This window comes from Ralstonia mannitolilytica (genome assembly GCF_000954135.1).
GTDB classification, from domain to species: Bacteria; Pseudomonadota; Gammaproteobacteria; order Burkholderiales; family Burkholderiaceae; genus Ralstonia; species Ralstonia mannitolilytica.
On the sequence record NZ_CP010800.1, the window covers coordinates 1,167,529 to 1,184,169 of the forward strand.

A 16,641-nucleotide genomic window follows, 5' to 3' on the forward strand; every position below is an offset into this window, starting at 1 on the left:
TTGTGCTACAAAGTGTCATTGCTTGAGGCCGATCTTGTTGCGCTGCGGAAATGCCTCCGTCCGCCGATCGCGCCACCCGGGTATCCCCTTGAGATTTCACTGCCTTGCGCATTGCCGTTCGGATTCCGGCAGTGCGCACGGCCCGTGGAGTCCGACCTTCAGGAGCCGCAGATGGATCGATTGCAGGCCATGCAGGTCTTCACGCGCGTCGTGGAGGCCAGCAGTTTCACCAAGGCTGCCGACAGCCTTCAGTTACCCCGCGCCACGGTGACGAACCTGGTGCAAAGCCTGGAGGCGCACCTCGGTGTGCGCCTGCTGCACCGGACCACCCGCCGCGTCAACGTCACGGCCGACGGCGCTGCCTACTACGAGCGCTGCGTGCGGCTGCTCGGCGACCTGGAAGAAACCGAGGCCGCGTTCTCGCAAAGCGCGGCGGGTGCGCGCGGCACGCTGCGCATCGATGTTCCTGCGTCGATTGGCAAACGGTTGCTTGTGCCGCGCATCCGCGATTTCCACGAGGCGTACCCCGATCTTCAGCTCGAGATCGGCATGAGCGACCGCACGGTCGACCTCGTGCAGGAAGGCGTGGACTGCGCCGTGCGTGGCGGCGAGCTGCAGGATTCGAGCCTCGTCGCGCGGCGCATCGGCCAGTTGTCGATGGTCAATTGCGCGTCGCCCGAATACCTCGCGCGCTACGGCACGCCGAAGACGCTCGAAGACCTGCAGGACCACATCGCGGTGAATTACTTCTCGGCCCGCAATGGCCGCCGCATGGACTGGGACTTCGTCATCGACGGCCAGAAGCAGATCCACAAGGTGCGCGGCATCGTGTCCGTCAACGATGGCGAATCGGCGGCGGCGTGCGCGCTGCACGGCCTCGGCCTGCTGCAGACCGCGCGCTTCCTCGTGTACGAACACCTCATGTCAGGCGCGCTGGTGGAGGTGCTGCCCGACTACGTGTCGGAGCCGGTGCCGGTGTCAGTGGTGTATCCGCACAACCGGCATCTGTCGCCCAAGGTGCGCGTGTTCGTGGACTGGGTGGCGACGCTGTTTGCGGATCATCCGTGCCTGCAACTGAAGGAAAACCCGCGGCTGCACATTGCCAGCGCCGCCTGACGGTCGGTGTGCGACCGCTGCTGCGGTGTAGACGGCGTGACGCACGGAGTGTCACGCCGTTTTCATTTCGGTCGATGTGGGGTGCGGAGGCCGGATTGACATCCGCGCCCATGAGCCGCGATGAAGCGCGCCGGTGCTTCATCGCGGGGTCGCCCCCCCCGATTCGCGGATTTGTCCGCCGGGGAGTATCGTGGCAGGCATGCAGCCCGTCATCTTCACGTTCGATACCAACCTGACGCCGCTCCTGCCGCGAGCGCTACGCGGCCGCCCGATCGTACGCACGTGGGCAGAAGGAGCCACACTGAAGCACGCCATCGAAGCGCTGGGCGTGCCCCATACCGAAGTCGGACGCGTGCTGGTCGATGGTCAGCCCATGGCACTCGAAGCCATCTTGCCGGCCGCCGGTCATGTGGCGGTTTCCGGCGTGGTGCCCGCGCTGCCGGCGCCTCCGCTGCGTTTCCTGTGCGATGCGCACCTCGGCGCGACCGCCCGGCTGCTGCGCATGGCCGGCTTCGACACGGCGTATGACAACAACTACGCCGATGTCGCCATCGAAGCGCTGGCGCAGGCCGAAGACTGGATCGTCCTCTCCCGAGACCGGGAGCTGCTCAAGCGGCGCGGCATCCGCCGGGGCGCGTTCATCCGCGCACGCGAGCCGCGGGCGCAGATGCGCGAAGTCGTCGCGCGCTTCCGGCTGGCCGATGTCGCCCGGCCGTTTTCGCGCTGCCTGGAATGCAATGCACCACTGCGGCAACTCAGCACGGAAGAGGCCGCAGCCAGCGTGCCGCCCCGCGTGCGCGAGCGGCAGCGCCTGTTCAGCACGTGCGATGTCTGCCGCCGCGTCTACTGGCCGGGCTCGCACTGGACGCGCATGAGCGCCGTGCTCGCTGGCATGCTGGCGCCGCACGCCGACGCCGAAGACGATGCGGCCGATGCTGTCGGGCGCATCCTGCGTCGCGGCAGCGGCGGCGCGTGATCAGCGTGCAGGCGCGTTGCGCAGATCGGCAACGAAGCGCTCGCGCCACACGGTAAGGTTGGCCGCGCGCAGGCGGTCCATCATGTGGGCGTACCGGGCCTTGCGCTCTTCCAGCGGCATCGTCAGCGCGCGGTTCAGTGCTTCGGCCATGCCGCGCGTGTCGTACGGGTTGACGATGAGCGCGGCATCGAGCTCGCGCGCCGCGCCGGCAAAGCGCGACAGCACGAGCACGCCCGGGTCTTCCGGATCCTGCGCGGCCACGTATTCCTTGGCAACGAGGTTCATGCCGTCGCGCAGCGGCGTGACGTAGCCGATCTGCGCGCTGCGGAACAGCGCCATCAGCACGCGCCGCTCATATTGCTTGTTGATGTAGCGGATGGGCGTCCAGTCGAGCTCCGACAGCTTGCCATTGATGCGGCCCGATTCGGCTTCGAGCCGCTGGCGGATCTGCTGGTAGCTCTGCACGTCCTGGCGCGACGTCGGCGCGATCTGGATGAACGTCACGTGCCGGCGGTGATCGGGAAAATCGTCCAGCAACTGCTCGAACGCGCGAAAACGCTCGGGCAGGCCCTTGGAGTAGTCGAGCCGGTCGACGCTCATGATGAGCTTGGGCTGCCCGTGGCCGCCGGCGCGTTCGCCGCGCGTGCCGGCGTGCCGCGTGAACGGGTTGCGCCGCGCCAGCGACGACATCGCCTGCTGCGCAATCTCGTCCGGGTGCACGCCGATCGGGTACACCTCGGCGCGCAGCGTGTGGCCGTAGGCATGCACCGGCCCGTTCTGCTCCTTGTGCTCGATGTAGCCGCGCGCCTCGCGCTCGATGTAGTCGTAGAAGGCCACGCGGTCGGTCTCGGTCTGGAAGCCGACCAGGTCGTACGCGCAGAGCGCCCGCATCAGGTCTTCATGCGGCGGAATCGTCGTGAGGATTTCCGGCGACGGAAACGGAATGTGCAGGAAGAACCCGATGCGGTTAGTGATGCCCAGCGCGCGGCATTCCGCGGCAAACGGAATCAGGTGGTAATCGTGCACCCACAGGACGTCGTCGGGCTGCACGAGCGCCTTGAGCTGATGCGCAAACTGCGTGTTGACGCGCCGATATCCGTGGTACTCCTCTCGCTGGTAGCGCGAGAGGTCGACCCGGTAGTGGAAGATCGGCCACAGCGTGGCGTTGGCAAAGCCGCGGTAGTACTGGTCGTAGTCCTTGCGGTTCAGGCCGACGGTGGCGTACGTGATGTTGCCCTTGGTGACGATGTTCGGCTCGTTCGACCCGGTGGCCGTACCCGACACGACTTCGCCGCTCCAGCCGAACCAGATGCCGCCGGTATCGCGCAGCGCATCGAACACACCCACCGCCAGGCCCCCCGCGGTGCCCTGGCCTTCCGCGATGGGCGCCACGCGATTGGAAACAACGATGAGCCGGCTCATCGTGCACCTCCGTCGGTGCTGTGAGGGGTCACCAGCGCGGCAAGCCACGCGCGCAGCGCTGCAGGATCGTTCAGCCGCCAGCGCGCCTGGCTTGGGCCCGCTCCCACCTTGACCGACCAGCCGCCCAGCGCGTTGACGGCATCGAAGGCGGTTTCATCGGTGAGGTCGTCGCCGGCAAAGACCGCGGTCCGGCCCATGAAGGGCGGCTCGGTCATCAGCGTGTGCACCACGTCGCCCTTGCTTGCGCCGCGCGGCTTGAGCTCGACGACCATCTTGCCGGCCTGCAGGCGCACGTGCTCGGCATGACGGTGCGCAAGGCGATCGGCCACGGTGAGGACGGCGTTCTCCGCCTCGGGCACATGACGATAGTGCAGGGCGAACGCGATGCCCTTGTTCTCGAGCACCACGCCGGGAAACTGCGCAGCCAGCTGCGCGAAGTCGGCCCGCAGTGCGCGCTCGAGCTCGGCCAGCGCGTCGGCATCGGTGTTCAGGCGGACAAGGCGGCCATCCGCGTAGCGCCGCTCCGCGCCGTGCACGCCTGCAATGACGAGGCCCGGCAGCGACAGCCGCGACTCCACGTCGTGCACGGTGCGCCCGGTGATGACGGCGAGCGCCCCGCCGCTGGCTGCGTGCAGCGCGCGCAATGTTTCGCGCAGCGGTGCCGACACGTGTACGGCATCCGGTTGCGGGGCAATGTCGACGAGGGTGCCGTCAAAGTCGAGCAGGAAGGCCGTTCGCGCAAGATCGAGCGGGGGCAGGGGCGCCGCGTTGGCAGAAGACTGGGGTAAAACGTTCTTGGTCAAACCGGTCCAGGGTGAATGTGCGTGATGCGCCAGTTCACGCAAGAACCGGGCCGACCGCGCGGGGCGTTGTCATTTCGCCCTTCGCGGCCGGCGGCCGGTCGGCCGGTATGTAAAAACGGGCGCGTGATGCAAATTCTTCACATGCGGAGCGTCGTGGGCGTCACAGCGAAGCCGCGAGTCGCGTGCCCTGGTCGATGGCGCGCTTGGCATCGAGTTCGCGCGCCTCATCCGCGCCGCCGATGACGTGCACCTTCGCGCCACCGGCCTGCAGCGGTTCAACGAGTTCGCGCAGCGGTTCCTGGCCCGCGCACAGCACGATGGAATCGACGGGCAGCCATTCGGCGTCTTCGCGCTTCTCGCCGTAGCTCACCAGCAGGCCCTCGTCGCCGATGCGCTCGTAGTTGACGCCACCAACCATGCGCACGCCGAGGTGCTTCAGGCTCGTGCGGTGGATCCAGCCGGTGGTCTTGCCCAGGCCTGCGCCGAGCTTGCCTGCGCGCCGCTGCAGCAGCGTGATCTCGCGCGCCGGTCGAGGCGGCTGCGGGCGGATGCCGTGGACACCGCCGCGCACCTGCGTCGGGTCGCCTACACCCCATTCGGCGCGCCACGCCTGCAGATCCAATGTGGGCGAATGGCCGTCCAGCGCGAGGAACTCCGCCACGTCGAATCCGATGCCGCCCGCGCCGACGATCGCGACGCGCTTGCCCACCGGTTTGCGGTGGCGCAGCACGTCGATGTACGACAGCACGCTCGGATGCTCCTGCCCCGGGATCTTCGGATTGCGCGGCGACACGCCCGTCGCGATGATGATCTCGTCGTACCGGCCTGCCAGGAGTTGCTGCGCATCCACGCGCGTCCCCAGGTGAAGCGAGACGCCCGTGGCCTGCACGCGGCGCGTGAAGTAGCGCAGCATCTCGTGGAATTCCTCTTTGCCCGGAATCGTCTTGGCCATGTTCAACTGGCCGCCGATTTCCGCCGCGGCGTCGTACAAGTCCACGGCATGACCGCGCTCGGCCAGCGTGGTGGCCGCCGACAGCCCGGCCGGCCCTGCACCAACCACCGCAAAGCGCCGCCGTGCGGGCGCGGGGCGAATGACGATCTGCGTTTCATGGCATGCGCGCGGGTTGACGAGGCAGCTGGCCGTCCGCGCCTTGAAGGCGTGGTCCAGGCACGCCTGGTTGCACGCGATGCAGGTGTTGATGTCCTGCGCGCGGTTCGATGCGGCCTTGCGTACGAACTCCGGGTCGGCCAGCAGCGGGCGCGCCATCGACACCATGTCGGCGCAGCCATCGGCCAGCACGGCCTCTGCCACCTCGGGCGTGTTGATGCGGTTGGACGTAACGAGCGGAATGCCGACCTCGCCCTTCATCCTCTTTGTCACCCACGCGAAGGCCGCGCGGGGCACGCTCGTCGCAATGGTGGGGATGCGCGCTTCGTGCCAGCCGATGCCGGTGTTGATGATGGTGGCGCCCGCGCGCTCCACGGCCTTGGCAAGCTGCACGACTTCTTCCCACGAGCTGCCGTCGGGGATGAGGTCGATCATCGACAGGCGATAGATCAGGATGAAATCCTTGCCCACCGCCTCGCGCGTGCGCTGGACGATCTCCACGGGCAGGCGCATGCGGTTGGCATAGCTGCCGCCCCAGTCGTCGGTGCGCTTGTTGGTGTGCGTGACGAGGAACTGATTGATGAAGTAGCCCTCGGAGCCCATGATCTCGACGCCGTCGTAGCCGGCTTCGCGGGCCAGCTCGGCGCAGCGCACGAATGCGCGGATCTGCCGCTCGATCCCGCGCGGCGACAGCTCGCGCGGTGTGAACGGGCTGATCGGCGAGCGCAACGCAGACGGGGCCACTGCAAATGGGTGATAGCCGTAGCGGCCCGTATGCAGGATCTGCAGCGCGATCTTGCCGCCTTCTTCATGTACGGCACGCGTGACGGCGCGATGCCGGCGCGCAGCGCCGTGGGTGGCGAGACGCCCGGCAAACGGCTTGGTCCACCCGGCAATGTTGGGCGCGAATCCGCCCGTGACGATCAGGCCGACATCGCCGCGGGCACGTTCGGCAAAGTACGCGGCGAGCCGGTCGAAGTGATTGCCGTCTTCCAGCCCGGTGTGCATCGACCCCATGAGCACGCGGTTCTTGAGCGTGGTGAAGCCCAGGTCGAGGGGCTGCAGCAGGTGGGGGTAGGGGGACGGTGTGGAGGAAGGCATGTCCGGCGCATCACAGGCTGTGGAAACGCGCCGGACGGTAGCACCCAAGCGCCCGTTGGAACAACAGGGCGGGGCTCTAGATGTGGGAGCGGCGCGTCAGGGCTTCTTCTGGTCGCCGTCGGCAGGCTTGCTCAGCAGCGCCTTGAGCAGCTTGTTCTGCGGCACCGGCTTGGCGGCGCCCTGGCCAGGCTTGCCGGTGCGCTGATTGTCGCGCTTCAGGTTGTTGGCGATCTTCAAGCCCTTGAGTTTTTCGAGGTCGGTTTTCTTCACGATGGGGTTCGCAATGGAGTCCGGTTGGCGCGTGTTACGCTCGGCAGGATACGCGAAACGCTCGCACGCGCTCCATTTTTGCCGCATGTCCGCCGCTTTCACCCCGCCCGCCACGCCCGTCCCCGACCTGTTCCAGCCCAGCCTGCAGGACTGGACCGACCAGCCCGCGCAGGCTTTCGAGCATTGGCTCGCCGCGCGGGGCTATCGTGAATCGTCCGCCACGGTGTATCGCGCCATGTGGCGCAAGTGGCTGCGCTGGACCGAATCGCACCAGCGCGCCCTGGCCGACTGGAGCGCCGCCGACATTGCCGCCTTCCTCGATGAATCGGGCCTGACCAAGCTGCATCGCTACCGCTACGCGCGGCTGATCGAGCGCGTGTTCCATCAGATCGACCAGTTGCGCGCCGGCACGCACAACCCCGCCAGTTCAGCCGTGCAGCAGAAGCTGGCGGAGGGCGAGAACGACCCGACGACGTTTCTCTCCGCGGCCGAGCGCACGGCGATCGAAGCGTCGCTCGAGGTGGGCCCGCGCGCGGGCGAGGCGGCGCCCAATGCCAGCGCCTTCAAGCTCGCACGCGACCGTGCGCTGGTGGCCGTCTGCCATGGCGCGGGGCTGAAAGTCGCGCAGGTGCAGGCGCTGCTGTTGCACCACGTCGATGAGGCCTTGGCCACCATCACCATCGAGCGCTTGCGTGGTCCGGCGTATCAGGCGCCATTGCTCGAAGCGGCGCGCCCGGCATTGGCGGCGTGGCTGGCGGTGCGCCGTCAGGCCGAGGTGCCGGGCGAACGGGTGTTCGTCGCCGATGCAAGCGGCCGCGCCATGCATGCCGCGTCGGTCTACCGCCGCGTGGAGGCGTGGCTGGCTGCGCTGCCGGCATTGGTGCACCGCAGCGAACGGCTGTCTCCGCAGACGCTGCGCAACGGGTACGCAGCGGCCTTGTTCGACGCGGGCGCGACCCCCGCTGAAGTGGGGTATGCCCTCGGCCTGCGCGACCAGACCTCACCCTGGCGCCTGCGCGCCGCCTACGCCGCCTGGCAGGCGGCCGCCCATCCCGACGCGGCGGCGTAGTCGCGCCGTGGTTCAAGTTCGCCGCAATGCGGTAGGGCGCTTTGCTATGATCGCGCTGTTTCGGGCGCCGGCTGCCACGCCGGCGCTGTACAACCCGATGCCGCGCGTGAACGCGGCACGCTACCACGCTCCTCCTCGATACCTCGAACCCAATGACAGAAACCATTCTGCTGACCGGCGCCACCGGTTACATCGCCTCGCACACCTGGGTTGAACTGCTGGATGCCGGTTATCAGGTGATCGGGTTGGACAACCTGTGCAACAGCAGCGCGACCGTGCTGTCCCGCATCGAGCAGATCACCGCCAAGACGCCGAAGTTCGTGCAAGGCGACGTGCGCGACCGCCGCCTGCTCGACGACCTGTTTGCCAGCACGCGCATCTCCGCGGTGATCCACTTTGCTGCGCTCAAGTCGGTGGGCGAGTCGGTGCAGAAGCCGCTGGCCTATTACGACAACAACATGGGCGGCCTGGTGACGCTGTGCGCGGCGATGGCGCATGCGAATGTACGCCAACTCGTGTTCAGCTCGTCGGCGACCGTGTATGGCAATCCGCATACGGTGCCGATCACCGAGTCGTTTCCGCTGTCGGCCACCAACCCCTACGGCCAGACGAAGGTGATGGGCGAGCAGGTGCTGCGCGATCTCGAAATTTCGAACGCGGCCTGGCAGATCGCCTATCTGCGCTACTTCAACCCGGTGGGTGCGCACCACAGCGGACTGATCGGCGAGGACCCGCGCGGTATCCCCAACAACCTGATGCCGTACGTCGCCCAGGTGGCGGTCGGCAAGCGGGAGAAGCTGTCCATCTACGGCGGGGATTGGCCCACGCCCGACGGCACCGGCGTGCGCGACTACATTCACGTGGTCGACCTCGCGCGTGGCCATCTGTCTGCACTCGATACGCTGCGCCGCGACGGCCGCGGCTTTACCGTCAACCTGGGCACCGGCCGCGGATATTCGGTGCTCGAAGTGGTGGAGGCCTACAAGCGTGCCAGCGGCCGGCCGATTCCGTACCAGATCGTCGACCGCCGCCCGGGCGACATTGCGGCCTGCTACGCCGATCCGGCGCTGGCGGCGTCGCTGCTGGGCTGGCGCGCGCAATACGGCATCGAGCGCATGTGCGAAGACTCGTGGCGCTGGCAGAGCATGAACCCGGACGGCTTCCAGAGCCGCGGCTGATCCGGGCGCCCCTTGAACGACACCGTGCAGCAGGAGACGTCCGGCCGTGGATGAGGCTTTCGTCACGCACCTGATCCGCGTGCTCGCGGATGCGCTGTCGCCCGCCTTGCTGTCGCTGCTGGTGGCGTGCGGCGCCGGCAGCCTGCTGCTGCGCGTGCTGGACGGCCTGCCTCGCGCGACCGCCTCGCATGCGCGCCTGCCGCTCGTCATGACAGCGCTGTTTGCCGCGGTGGGGCTCTGGACGGTGCCGCTGCTTGCGCTGCTGATGCACTGGCCGCCGCATGACGAGAACCTCGTCGTGTTGATGACGGTGGCCTCCTTCGGCTGGAGCCTGGCCGTCGCCGCGCTGTGGTGTGTGCTGGGCGGCCGTGCCACTAGCGTGCGCGCCGTCCTGCTGGGCGCATTGCTCAGCCTGAGCGGGCCGGTGGCGGTACTGCTCGTCGCGGGCACGGCGCACTTTGCTGCGATGGCGTGGGCTGACGCCGGCCTGCTGGGCATCGTCATGGTGCTGTCGGCCGTGGCCTGTGCGGCGGCGCTGCAGCTTGCGCTGTCGCCCCGGCCCGGCGCCGCTGGTGCACCGGTGCGCCGCCCTGCCGTGAGCGTATTCGTGTGTGCGCTGCTCGGGGCGGCCTTGACGGTGAACGCCGCCTGCATGGCATCGCTGTCAGGGACGTTTTCGGCGGCCCGGGATGCCGCGCCCGCGTGGCTGCGGGTGGCGCTTGCCGTGGGCGCCGTGGCCTCGGTGCTGGCGGCGCTCCTGCTCGGCTATCGCGACCGCGCCGCCGCCGACGTTGCCGCCGCGTCGGCCGCGCGCGACATGCGCCTGCGCAAGGAAGCCATGCAGGCGCTCAATGACCTGGAGCAGAGCTACCGCCAGCGCGAAGCCGAACTGGCGGCGCGCCATCAACTGCTGCTGGATGGCGTCGAGGTCGGCCTGTGGGAATTCGACCTCGTGACCCGGTCGGCGCAGTTTTCCGCGCGGTTTGCCGACATGCTCGGTTATACGCTCAAGGAAATCGGCCCGAGCACCAGCGAATACCTGCGCCTCGTGCATCCCGACGACCTGCCGATGGTGCTCAACCGCATCCAGGCGCATGTGGACGGCAATACCGCTGCCTACGTCGCGGAGTTCCGCATGCGCCACAAGGACGGCGGCTATCGCCATGTGCGCGCGCACGGCGTAGCGTGGCGCGACGCCGGCGGGCGCGCGGCGCGCATGGCGGGCTCGCATGTCGAGATCACCGTCCAGGCGGCGGCTGAGCCGGGGCCGCACGCGAGCGAGCCGGCCGTGACACCCGAAGCCTGGCGCCGGCAAGGCTTGTGGGAAACGTGGTCGCCCATCGAGGACGATCACGCGGCAGCGGCGCCTGCGGTCCTCCAGCCGGTGGCTGCATCCGGCGCCGATGCGGCGCTGCCCAGCATCAATCCGCACGCCCTGCGCTGAACGGTGGTCCGGCACGGGCGCGACCTGGCCAGGAGGGTCGCCGCCCTCAAGTTTTCTGCTTCCTTGCCCGATAGCTCATGCAGGGCGCGTGCGATCGCGCCCGGGGGAGCGCCGCACGCATCACGCGGATAAAAAAGAAACGGTGGAGGGAAGGAAGATGAATCGACTCACGCTTCGGCAGAAGCTGTGGCTGCCGCTCGTTCTGAGCTGGCTGTGCCTGCTGGTCATCACGGTCTGGAGCGCGTGGGAAACGCGCACAGTGCGTCTGGAAGAGCGCCAGCGGGATCTCCAGAACGTCAGCGAGGCCGCGTTTGGCGTCATCAAGGAATACGGCCAACTGGCCCAGGAAGGCAAGCTGAGCGCCGACGACGCGCGCACCCAGGCGATGGCGCGCATCAAGGCGATGCGTTACGGCAAGGATGGGTATTTCAGCATCAACCTGACCAATTCCGTGATGCTGATGCACCCGATCAAGCCCGAGATGGTCGGCAAGGACATGTCGGGCTTTACCGATCCGTCGGGCAACCACCTGTTTCAGGAAATCTCCCGCGTGGCCAAGAACGGCGGCGGCTTTGTCGATTATCTGTGGTCCAAGCCCGGCGCCGAGGAGCCGCAGCCGAAGAAGAGCTATGTGCTGTACTACCAGCCGTGGGACTGGTGCCTTGTCACGGGCACGTACATGGACGATATCGACACCGCGTTCCGCGCGTCGCTGTTCAAGGCGCTTGGGCTGCTGTTCGGCGTCGGCCTGCTCATGACGTTCGTGGTGGTTACCGTGACGCGCAGCCTCCAGCGCCAGTTGGGCGGAGAGCCGGCCTATGCCGCAAGCATTGCCAGCCGAATTGCCTCCGGCGATCTTGCCGTGCAGGTGCAGACCCGTCCGGACGACCGCGACAGCATGCTGTACGCCATGGCGCAGATGCAGCGCGAGCTGACGGGCACGATCAGCAACATCAAGAACTCCGCCGATTCCATCGCCAGCGCCACCAAGCAGATCGCCGCCGGCAACGCCGATCTTTCGCAGCGTACGGAGCAGCAGGCGTCGTCGCTGGAGGAAACCGCGTCCAGCATGGAAGAGCTCACCTCGATCGTGAAGCAGAACGCCGACAACGCACGTCAGGCGAGTGCCCTGGCCGTCAACGCCTCGGACATCGCCGTCAAAGGCGGCGAGGTGGTCGGGCGCGTGGTCGAAACCATGTCGGGCATCAACGAAAGCAGCAAGAAGATCGCCGACATCATCGGTGTGATCGAAGGCATTGCCTTCCAGACCAACATCCTTGCGCTGAACGCGGCGGTGGAAGCCGCCCGTGCCGGGGAACAGGGGCGCGGCTTTGCGGTGGTGGCCGGCGAGGTGCGCAGCCTGGCTCAGCGTTCGGCAGGCGCGGCCAAGGAGATCAAGGAGTTGATCGGCGACTCGGTCGGGCGCGTGCAGAACGGAGCCGCGCTCGTGCAGGAGGCCGGCGTGGTCATCGAAGAAGTGGTGACCGCCGTCAAGCGCGTGACGGACATCATGGGCGAAATCTCGGCCGCGTCGGACGAGCAGAGCTCGGGTATCGAGCAGGTCAACCAGGCGGTCAACCAGATGGACGAAGTGACACAGCAGAACGCGGCGCTGGTGGAGCAGGCGGCCGCAGCGGCGCTCTCGCTGGAGGAGCAGGCGCAGTTGCTGCGCACGGCCGTGGGGCGCTTCCAGGTCTAGCGCAGCGGGGCCCAGGCCCGCCAGCGCGCGGGAATGAAAAAGGCCGGCAGAGTTTGCCGGCCTTTTCTTTTGTGGTTTCCGGACGCCTCTTTGTGCTGTCTCGGAGGTAAGGCTTCTGCCGGGTCAGGCGATGAGGAAATCCTCCATCTTGCGGCCGGCCGAGAGTTCCTTGACCAGCCAGCCCGGACGCTTGCCGCGGCCGGTCCAGGTGTTGCCATTGTTGTCGCGGTAGCGCACGGGCACCTTGCGGCCGGCCTTCTTCGAGGCCACGCCACCCTTGGCGCCAAAACCGAGGTCTTCGGCGGTCAGGCCGTACTCCGCGATCTTCTGCTTGATTTCAGCGATCACCGCCGCCTGCTCATTTGCCCGAAGTTCATCGGCTTGACGCTGCAGTTCAGAGATCTTCTGAACGATTTCCTTGTAAGTCGGCATTATGGATTCCTCTACGTTGCAATTGAAACATGGGCACGCTCCCCGTAGCCCACGGCATTATAACGACTTCGCAAGGGAGAAATAAATTCTGTTAAGTCCATAGGCCAATGAGGCGCATTTTTCGGTCCTTCGTCATTTCGTGTGGAACACAACACTCACAATGACTCCTGGTCGTCGAGCCCGGTGGGCATGTGTGCAGGCCGCTGGTCGGCCTGTGCACATGTCCACCGGGCGGGTTTGAGCAGGAGGATGAGTCCATGGGCATTGCCGTAGAAGCTCTGTTCACCAGCGCGCTGGGCTTGCAGCCGCCGTGGGTCGTCGATGACGTCAGGCTCGACACCGCCAAGCGGCGTATCGACTTCGAGATCGGCTGCCACACCAGCAGGATCGCCTGCCCGGCATGCGGTGCGGCCACGCAACCGGTGCACGACCGGCTGCGCCGATCCTGGCGGCACCTGGACTTCTTCCAGTTCGAGGCCTGGCTGCACTGCGACGTGCCGCGCGTGGCCTGCGGTGCCTGCGGCAAGACCACGCAGGTGGCCGTGCCCTGGGCGCGTCCGGGCTCGGGCTTCACCGCGGCGTTCGAAGCGCTGGCGCTGACCTTGTGCCTGGACCTGCCGGTGCGCCAGGCCGCCGAGTTGCTGCGCTGCAAGGACAAGCGGCTGTGGCGGCGCATCGAGTTCTACGTCGAGCAGGCGCGTGCGCTGGAAGACTTCTCCGGCGTGCGCACGGTGGGCATCGACGAGACCAGCCTGCGGCGCGGGCAGCACTACATCACCGTCGTGCACGACCTGGATCGCAAGCGGCTGCTGTTCGCCACCGAGGGGCGCGAGCACCGCACGGTGGTGGAGTTCGCCGAGGATCTGAAGGCCCATGGCGGCGATCCCGCCCAGGTGCGGCACGTGTGCATGGACATGAGCGCGGCCTACGCCAAGGGCGTGGCGCTGGCGCTGCCCGAGGCGCAGATCAGCTACGACCGCTTTCACGTCGTCTCGATGGCCATCGAGGCGATGGACCAGGTGCGCCGCGCGGAGATGGCCACCGACGCGCAGGCGGTGCGAGCCGCGCTGGGCACTGGCCAGCGTAAGACGCTCAGGCAGCTGCTGTGGGGCATGCGGCGCAACCCCAGCAGCTGGAGCGCCCGCCAGATCCAGGCGATGCACTGGCTGCAGCGCTCGACGCTCAAAAGCGCGCGGGCGTGGCGGCTGAAGATGGCGCTGCGCGAGGTGTACGCGCGGGCCACAGCGCACAACAGCATCGAACAGGCCGCATCCGACCTCAGGGCCTGGCTGAGCTGGGCGCGGCGCTGTCGGCTCGAGCCGTTCAAGAAGCTGGCCGCCACGCTCAAGGAGCGGTTCGACGCGGTGGTGCGCGGCATGGTCGATCACCGCAGCAACGCCTTCGTCGAGGCGATGAACGGGCTGCTGCAGCAGGCCAAGCGCGCCGCGCGCGGCTTCAGGACGAGCCAGAACTTCATCGCCATCGCCTACCTGCGCATGTCCAAGCTCAAGCACCTGCCGGCCAGCCCGTTCGCGCCGGCGATGCCCCAGTGACAGTGTTGCTTTCCACACGAAACGACATGGAGCCCATTTTTCGGGAGGGTATTTTTGCGCAAATCATCATGGCATGGGCATTTACGTGGCCGTCCGAAATGTAAACCTCAGTGTCGATGTTCCCGTAGGCCGCCAAGCCCTACGCCTTGGGCCTCCACACTGTGAGGACCATCCTTTTTATGCGATGGCTTCATTGCCCGGGCAGGCGTATCAAACGCTGGACCGGTGCTTTCCACATTCGCGCGTGAAAGGCTTCTGAAAGGGAAAATGCGTCCATGCATCAAAATGGCGCATTTTTTGGCCGTCCGATTTCACGCGTACTCGGGGGCGAGTCGCGTCTGGAATTCCTTGGCCGGTAAGGGGCGGGCGAGGAAAAAGCCCTGCACCTGGTCGCATTGCAGTTTCACCAGCGCCTGCATCTGTGCGTCGGTTTCCACGCCTTCGGCGACGACGGTCATGTCGAGAGAATGGGCCATCGCGCAAATGGCACGAATGATGGCCGCCGCCTCGGACGGGTTTTCGTCGAGCGCGCTGACGAAGGCACGGTCGATCTTGATCTGCTGCGCGCGAAAGCGCTGCAAGTAACTGAGGCTGGAATATCCGGTCCCGAAGTCGTCGATGGCCACCTCGAAACCGAGCGACTGGATCTGCCGGATCGCCGCAATGCTCTGGCCAGCATCGCGCATGGCTGCGGTCTCGGTGATCTCGAACATCAGCCGGTGCGCATCGACCTGGTAGCGGTGCAGGATCTGCGACAGCCGCGGCACCAGGTCGGGCTGCTGGAACTGGGTGGGCGACAGGTTCACGGCGATGCGCTGCGGCGCGAGGCCCGACGCGTCCCAATGCATGATCTGGCGGCAGACTTCTTCGATCACCCAGTCGCCGAGTTCGACAATCATGCCGGTGCGTTCGGCCAGCGGAATGAACTCGGCCGGCGACACCGGGCCCAGCTCCGGGTGGTTCCAGCGCAGCAGGGCTTCAGCGCCTGTCATGGCGTGCGTGCGCGCGTCGAACTTGGGCTGGTAGTACACCGAGAGCTGCCCATTGAGCGCCGCGTGGGACAGTGCGCGCTGGATCTGCAGCACACGGTGGGCCGTCGTGTTCAGCCGCGGCTCGTAGAAGCGGTAGGCGTTGCCGGTGCTTTGCTTGCAATCGAACATGGCAGTGTCGGCGTGCTCGAGCAGCGCATCGGCGGTCGCACCGTTGTGCGGGTGGATCACCACGCCGATGCTGGCCGTTGCGCGCACGCGCCGGCCGTCGATTTCCACCGATTCACGCAGGCGGAACAGCAGCTTGTCGCCGATGGTGGCGGCGGCTTCGGGCAGCGCCAGGCCTTCGACCAGGATGCCGAATTCATCGCCGCCGAGCCGTGCGACGATGTCTTCGCCCCGCATGGCCTGGCGCAGGCGCTCTGCGATGATCTGAAGGACGCGGTCGCCGGCGCTGCGGCCGTGCTGTTCGTTGATGTGGCCGAAGTGGTCGAGATCCAGGTAGAACAGCGCGAACGGCCGCCCGCGCCGGGTGGAAGACAGGATCGCGGCGTCCAGCGCGTCACGCAGATACAGCCGGTTGGGCAGGCCCGTGAGTGCATCGTGATGTTGCGGTGTGGGCGACTGGCTCGCCACGCGTGCAAGCGAGGCCGCAAGATGTGCCTGCGCGGAATCGATGCGGGTCTCCAGCATGATGAGCGCCGCATGAAGGCCCAGCGCCAGCAGTACGCCGCCGGCGCTGACCATGATGATCGGCACGGCATGCGCCATCGACTCGTCTGCGGGCCAGGCCGCCGAAGGCCACGCCGCCAGCGACACCATGGCGGAGGTGGCCAGTACGGCCGCCGCCTCCGCGCGCAGCCCCACTGCCCCCCGCCGCCGCGACGGCGGTACATGAAACGCCATGCACATCGCCAGGCAAACGCCCGCTCCCAGCACGATCATGCTGCCGCCCCAGCCGAACACGCGGCGTACGAGCGACGCCGTGTCATAGGCCCACGGCCGCGTCAGGTACAGCTCGATGACAAGAAGCCCGGCGGCCAGCGCCACGGTGCCCATGGCGATGTTGCGACGATGCATCGGTTGCGGCGCGTTGGCCGGCGCAGCGTCGGCCAGCACGATCGAAAATGCGGCCACCGCGGCGGCCAGTGCCGTCGTCAGCGTGGCGGCGAAGGGCGCGGCCAGCGGCAGGCTGACCTGGCGATGCAGGCCGAGCATGGCAAGCCACAGCCCGGACCACAATCCGATGCCAAGAATGGCCGCACAGGCTATGCGCCAGTTGCGGCGTTTCGCGACCGTCGAGCCCCCCGGCAGGCGTGTCGCAGCGTCCAATGCGGCAAACGTGGTCAGCCCCGTGCTGACCCACGCAAACAGCAGCAGCGCAATATGGAAATCGTTATGCATGCGAGCGCGTTCGGCGCGGCCCCGATCCACGCCTGGTCTTGTTTGGCGGCGAGGATAGCGCAAACGCGTGCCGTTTC

The 16,641-nt window shown here is 67.2% G+C and carries 13 protein-coding genes; 7 read left to right on the forward strand and 6 right to left on the reverse strand.

The genetic code is table 11. The annotated features are described in order from the left end of the window. Nucleotides 1–171 precede the first annotated feature (171 nt). Nucleotides 172–1,116, forward strand: a complete 945-nt coding sequence (locus tag TK49_RS21780; RefSeq protein ID WP_045219982.1) for a LysR family transcriptional regulator — start codon at nucleotides 172–174, stop codon at nucleotides 1,114–1,116. Nucleotides 1,117–1,315: 199 nt separating this feature from the next. Then, nucleotides 1,316–2,092, forward strand: coding sequence for a Mut7-C RNAse domain-containing protein (locus TK49_RS21785; RefSeq protein ID WP_045219984.1), 777 nt, complete (start codon nucleotides 1,316–1,318; stop codon nucleotides 2,090–2,092). Here TK49_RS21785 and otsA read toward each other — a convergent pair whose 3' ends face one another. The 4 genes from otsA to TK49_RS24820 form a co-directional block, all read right to left on the reverse strand. Continuing rightward, on the reverse strand, nucleotides 2,093–3,514 hold the full coding sequence (otsA, locus tag TK49_RS21790) for an alpha,alpha-trehalose-phosphate synthase (UDP-forming) (RefSeq protein ID WP_045219985.1): 1,422 nt from the start codon (nucleotides 3,512–3,514) through the stop codon (nucleotides 2,093–2,095). Continuing rightward, nucleotides 3,511–4,317: a trehalose-phosphatase gene (otsB, locus tag TK49_RS21795; protein WP_045219987.1), complete on the reverse strand. Its 807-nt coding sequence runs from the start codon at nucleotides 4,315–4,317 to the stop codon at nucleotides 3,511–3,513. The genes otsA and otsB overlap by 4 nt, the downstream gene beginning before the upstream one ends. 160 nt (nucleotides 4,318–4,477) lie before the next feature. Continuing rightward, a complete protein-coding gene (locus TK49_RS21800; RefSeq protein WP_045219989.1) occupies nucleotides 4,478–6,526 on the reverse strand; it encodes an NADPH-dependent 2,4-dienoyl-CoA reductase in 2,049 nt (682 codons plus the stop codon). A gap of 96 nt (nucleotides 6,527–6,622) precedes the next feature. Next, the gene (locus TK49_RS24820; RefSeq protein ID WP_164491327.1) at nucleotides 6,623–6,796 is read right to left on the reverse strand and encodes a hypothetical protein; all 174 of its coding nucleotides are present in this window, start codon (nucleotides 6,794–6,796) and stop codon (nucleotides 6,623–6,625) included. A gap of 85 nt (nucleotides 6,797–6,881) precedes the next feature. Here TK49_RS24820 and TK49_RS21810 point away from each other — a divergent pair, with 85 nt between their 5' ends. From TK49_RS21810 to TK49_RS21825, 4 genes are all read left to right on the forward strand, one after another. Continuing rightward, entirely contained in the window at nucleotides 6,882–7,865 is a 984-nt protein-coding gene (locus TK49_RS21810; RefSeq protein ID WP_045219993.1) for a tyrosine-type recombinase/integrase, read from the forward strand. A gap of 152 nt (nucleotides 7,866–8,017) precedes the next feature. Next, nucleotides 8,018–9,043 carry a UDP-glucose 4-epimerase GalE gene (galE, locus tag TK49_RS21815; protein ID WP_045219995.1) on the forward strand — a complete coding sequence of 342 codons (1,026 nt, stop codon included), beginning with the start codon at nucleotides 8,018–8,020 and terminating at the stop codon, nucleotides 9,041–9,043. A 46-nt stretch (nucleotides 9,044–9,089) separates the two neighbouring features. After that, entirely contained in the window at nucleotides 9,090–10,487 is a 1,398-nt protein-coding gene (locus TK49_RS21820) for a PAS domain-containing protein (RefSeq protein WP_045219997.1), read from the forward strand. 157 nt (nucleotides 10,488–10,644) lie between these two features. Further along, nucleotides 10,645–12,186, forward strand: coding sequence for a methyl-accepting chemotaxis protein (locus tag TK49_RS21825; RefSeq protein WP_045219999.1), 1,542 nt, complete (start codon nucleotides 10,645–10,647; stop codon nucleotides 12,184–12,186). Between the two features lie 123 nt (nucleotides 12,187–12,309). Here TK49_RS21825 and TK49_RS21830 read toward each other — a convergent pair whose 3' ends face one another. Then, nucleotides 12,310–12,618, reverse strand: a complete 309-nt coding sequence (locus tag TK49_RS21830; RefSeq protein WP_045220001.1) for an H-NS histone family protein — start codon at nucleotides 12,616–12,618, stop codon at nucleotides 12,310–12,312. 257 nt (nucleotides 12,619–12,875) lie between these two features. Between TK49_RS21830 and TK49_RS21835 the strand changes: the two genes are divergently transcribed. Next, nucleotides 12,876–14,171, forward strand: coding sequence for an ISL3 family transposase (locus TK49_RS21835; protein WP_045218767.1), 1,296 nt, complete (start codon nucleotides 12,876–12,878; stop codon nucleotides 14,169–14,171). Nucleotides 14,172–14,482: 311 nt separating this feature from the next. Here TK49_RS21835 and TK49_RS21840 read toward each other — a convergent pair whose 3' ends face one another. Beyond that, the gene (locus TK49_RS21840) at nucleotides 14,483–16,564 is read right to left on the reverse strand and encodes a putative bifunctional diguanylate cyclase/phosphodiesterase (RefSeq protein WP_045220003.1); all 2,082 of its coding nucleotides are present in this window, start codon (nucleotides 16,562–16,564) and stop codon (nucleotides 14,483–14,485) included. Nucleotides 16,565–16,641: the final 77 nt, after the last annotated feature.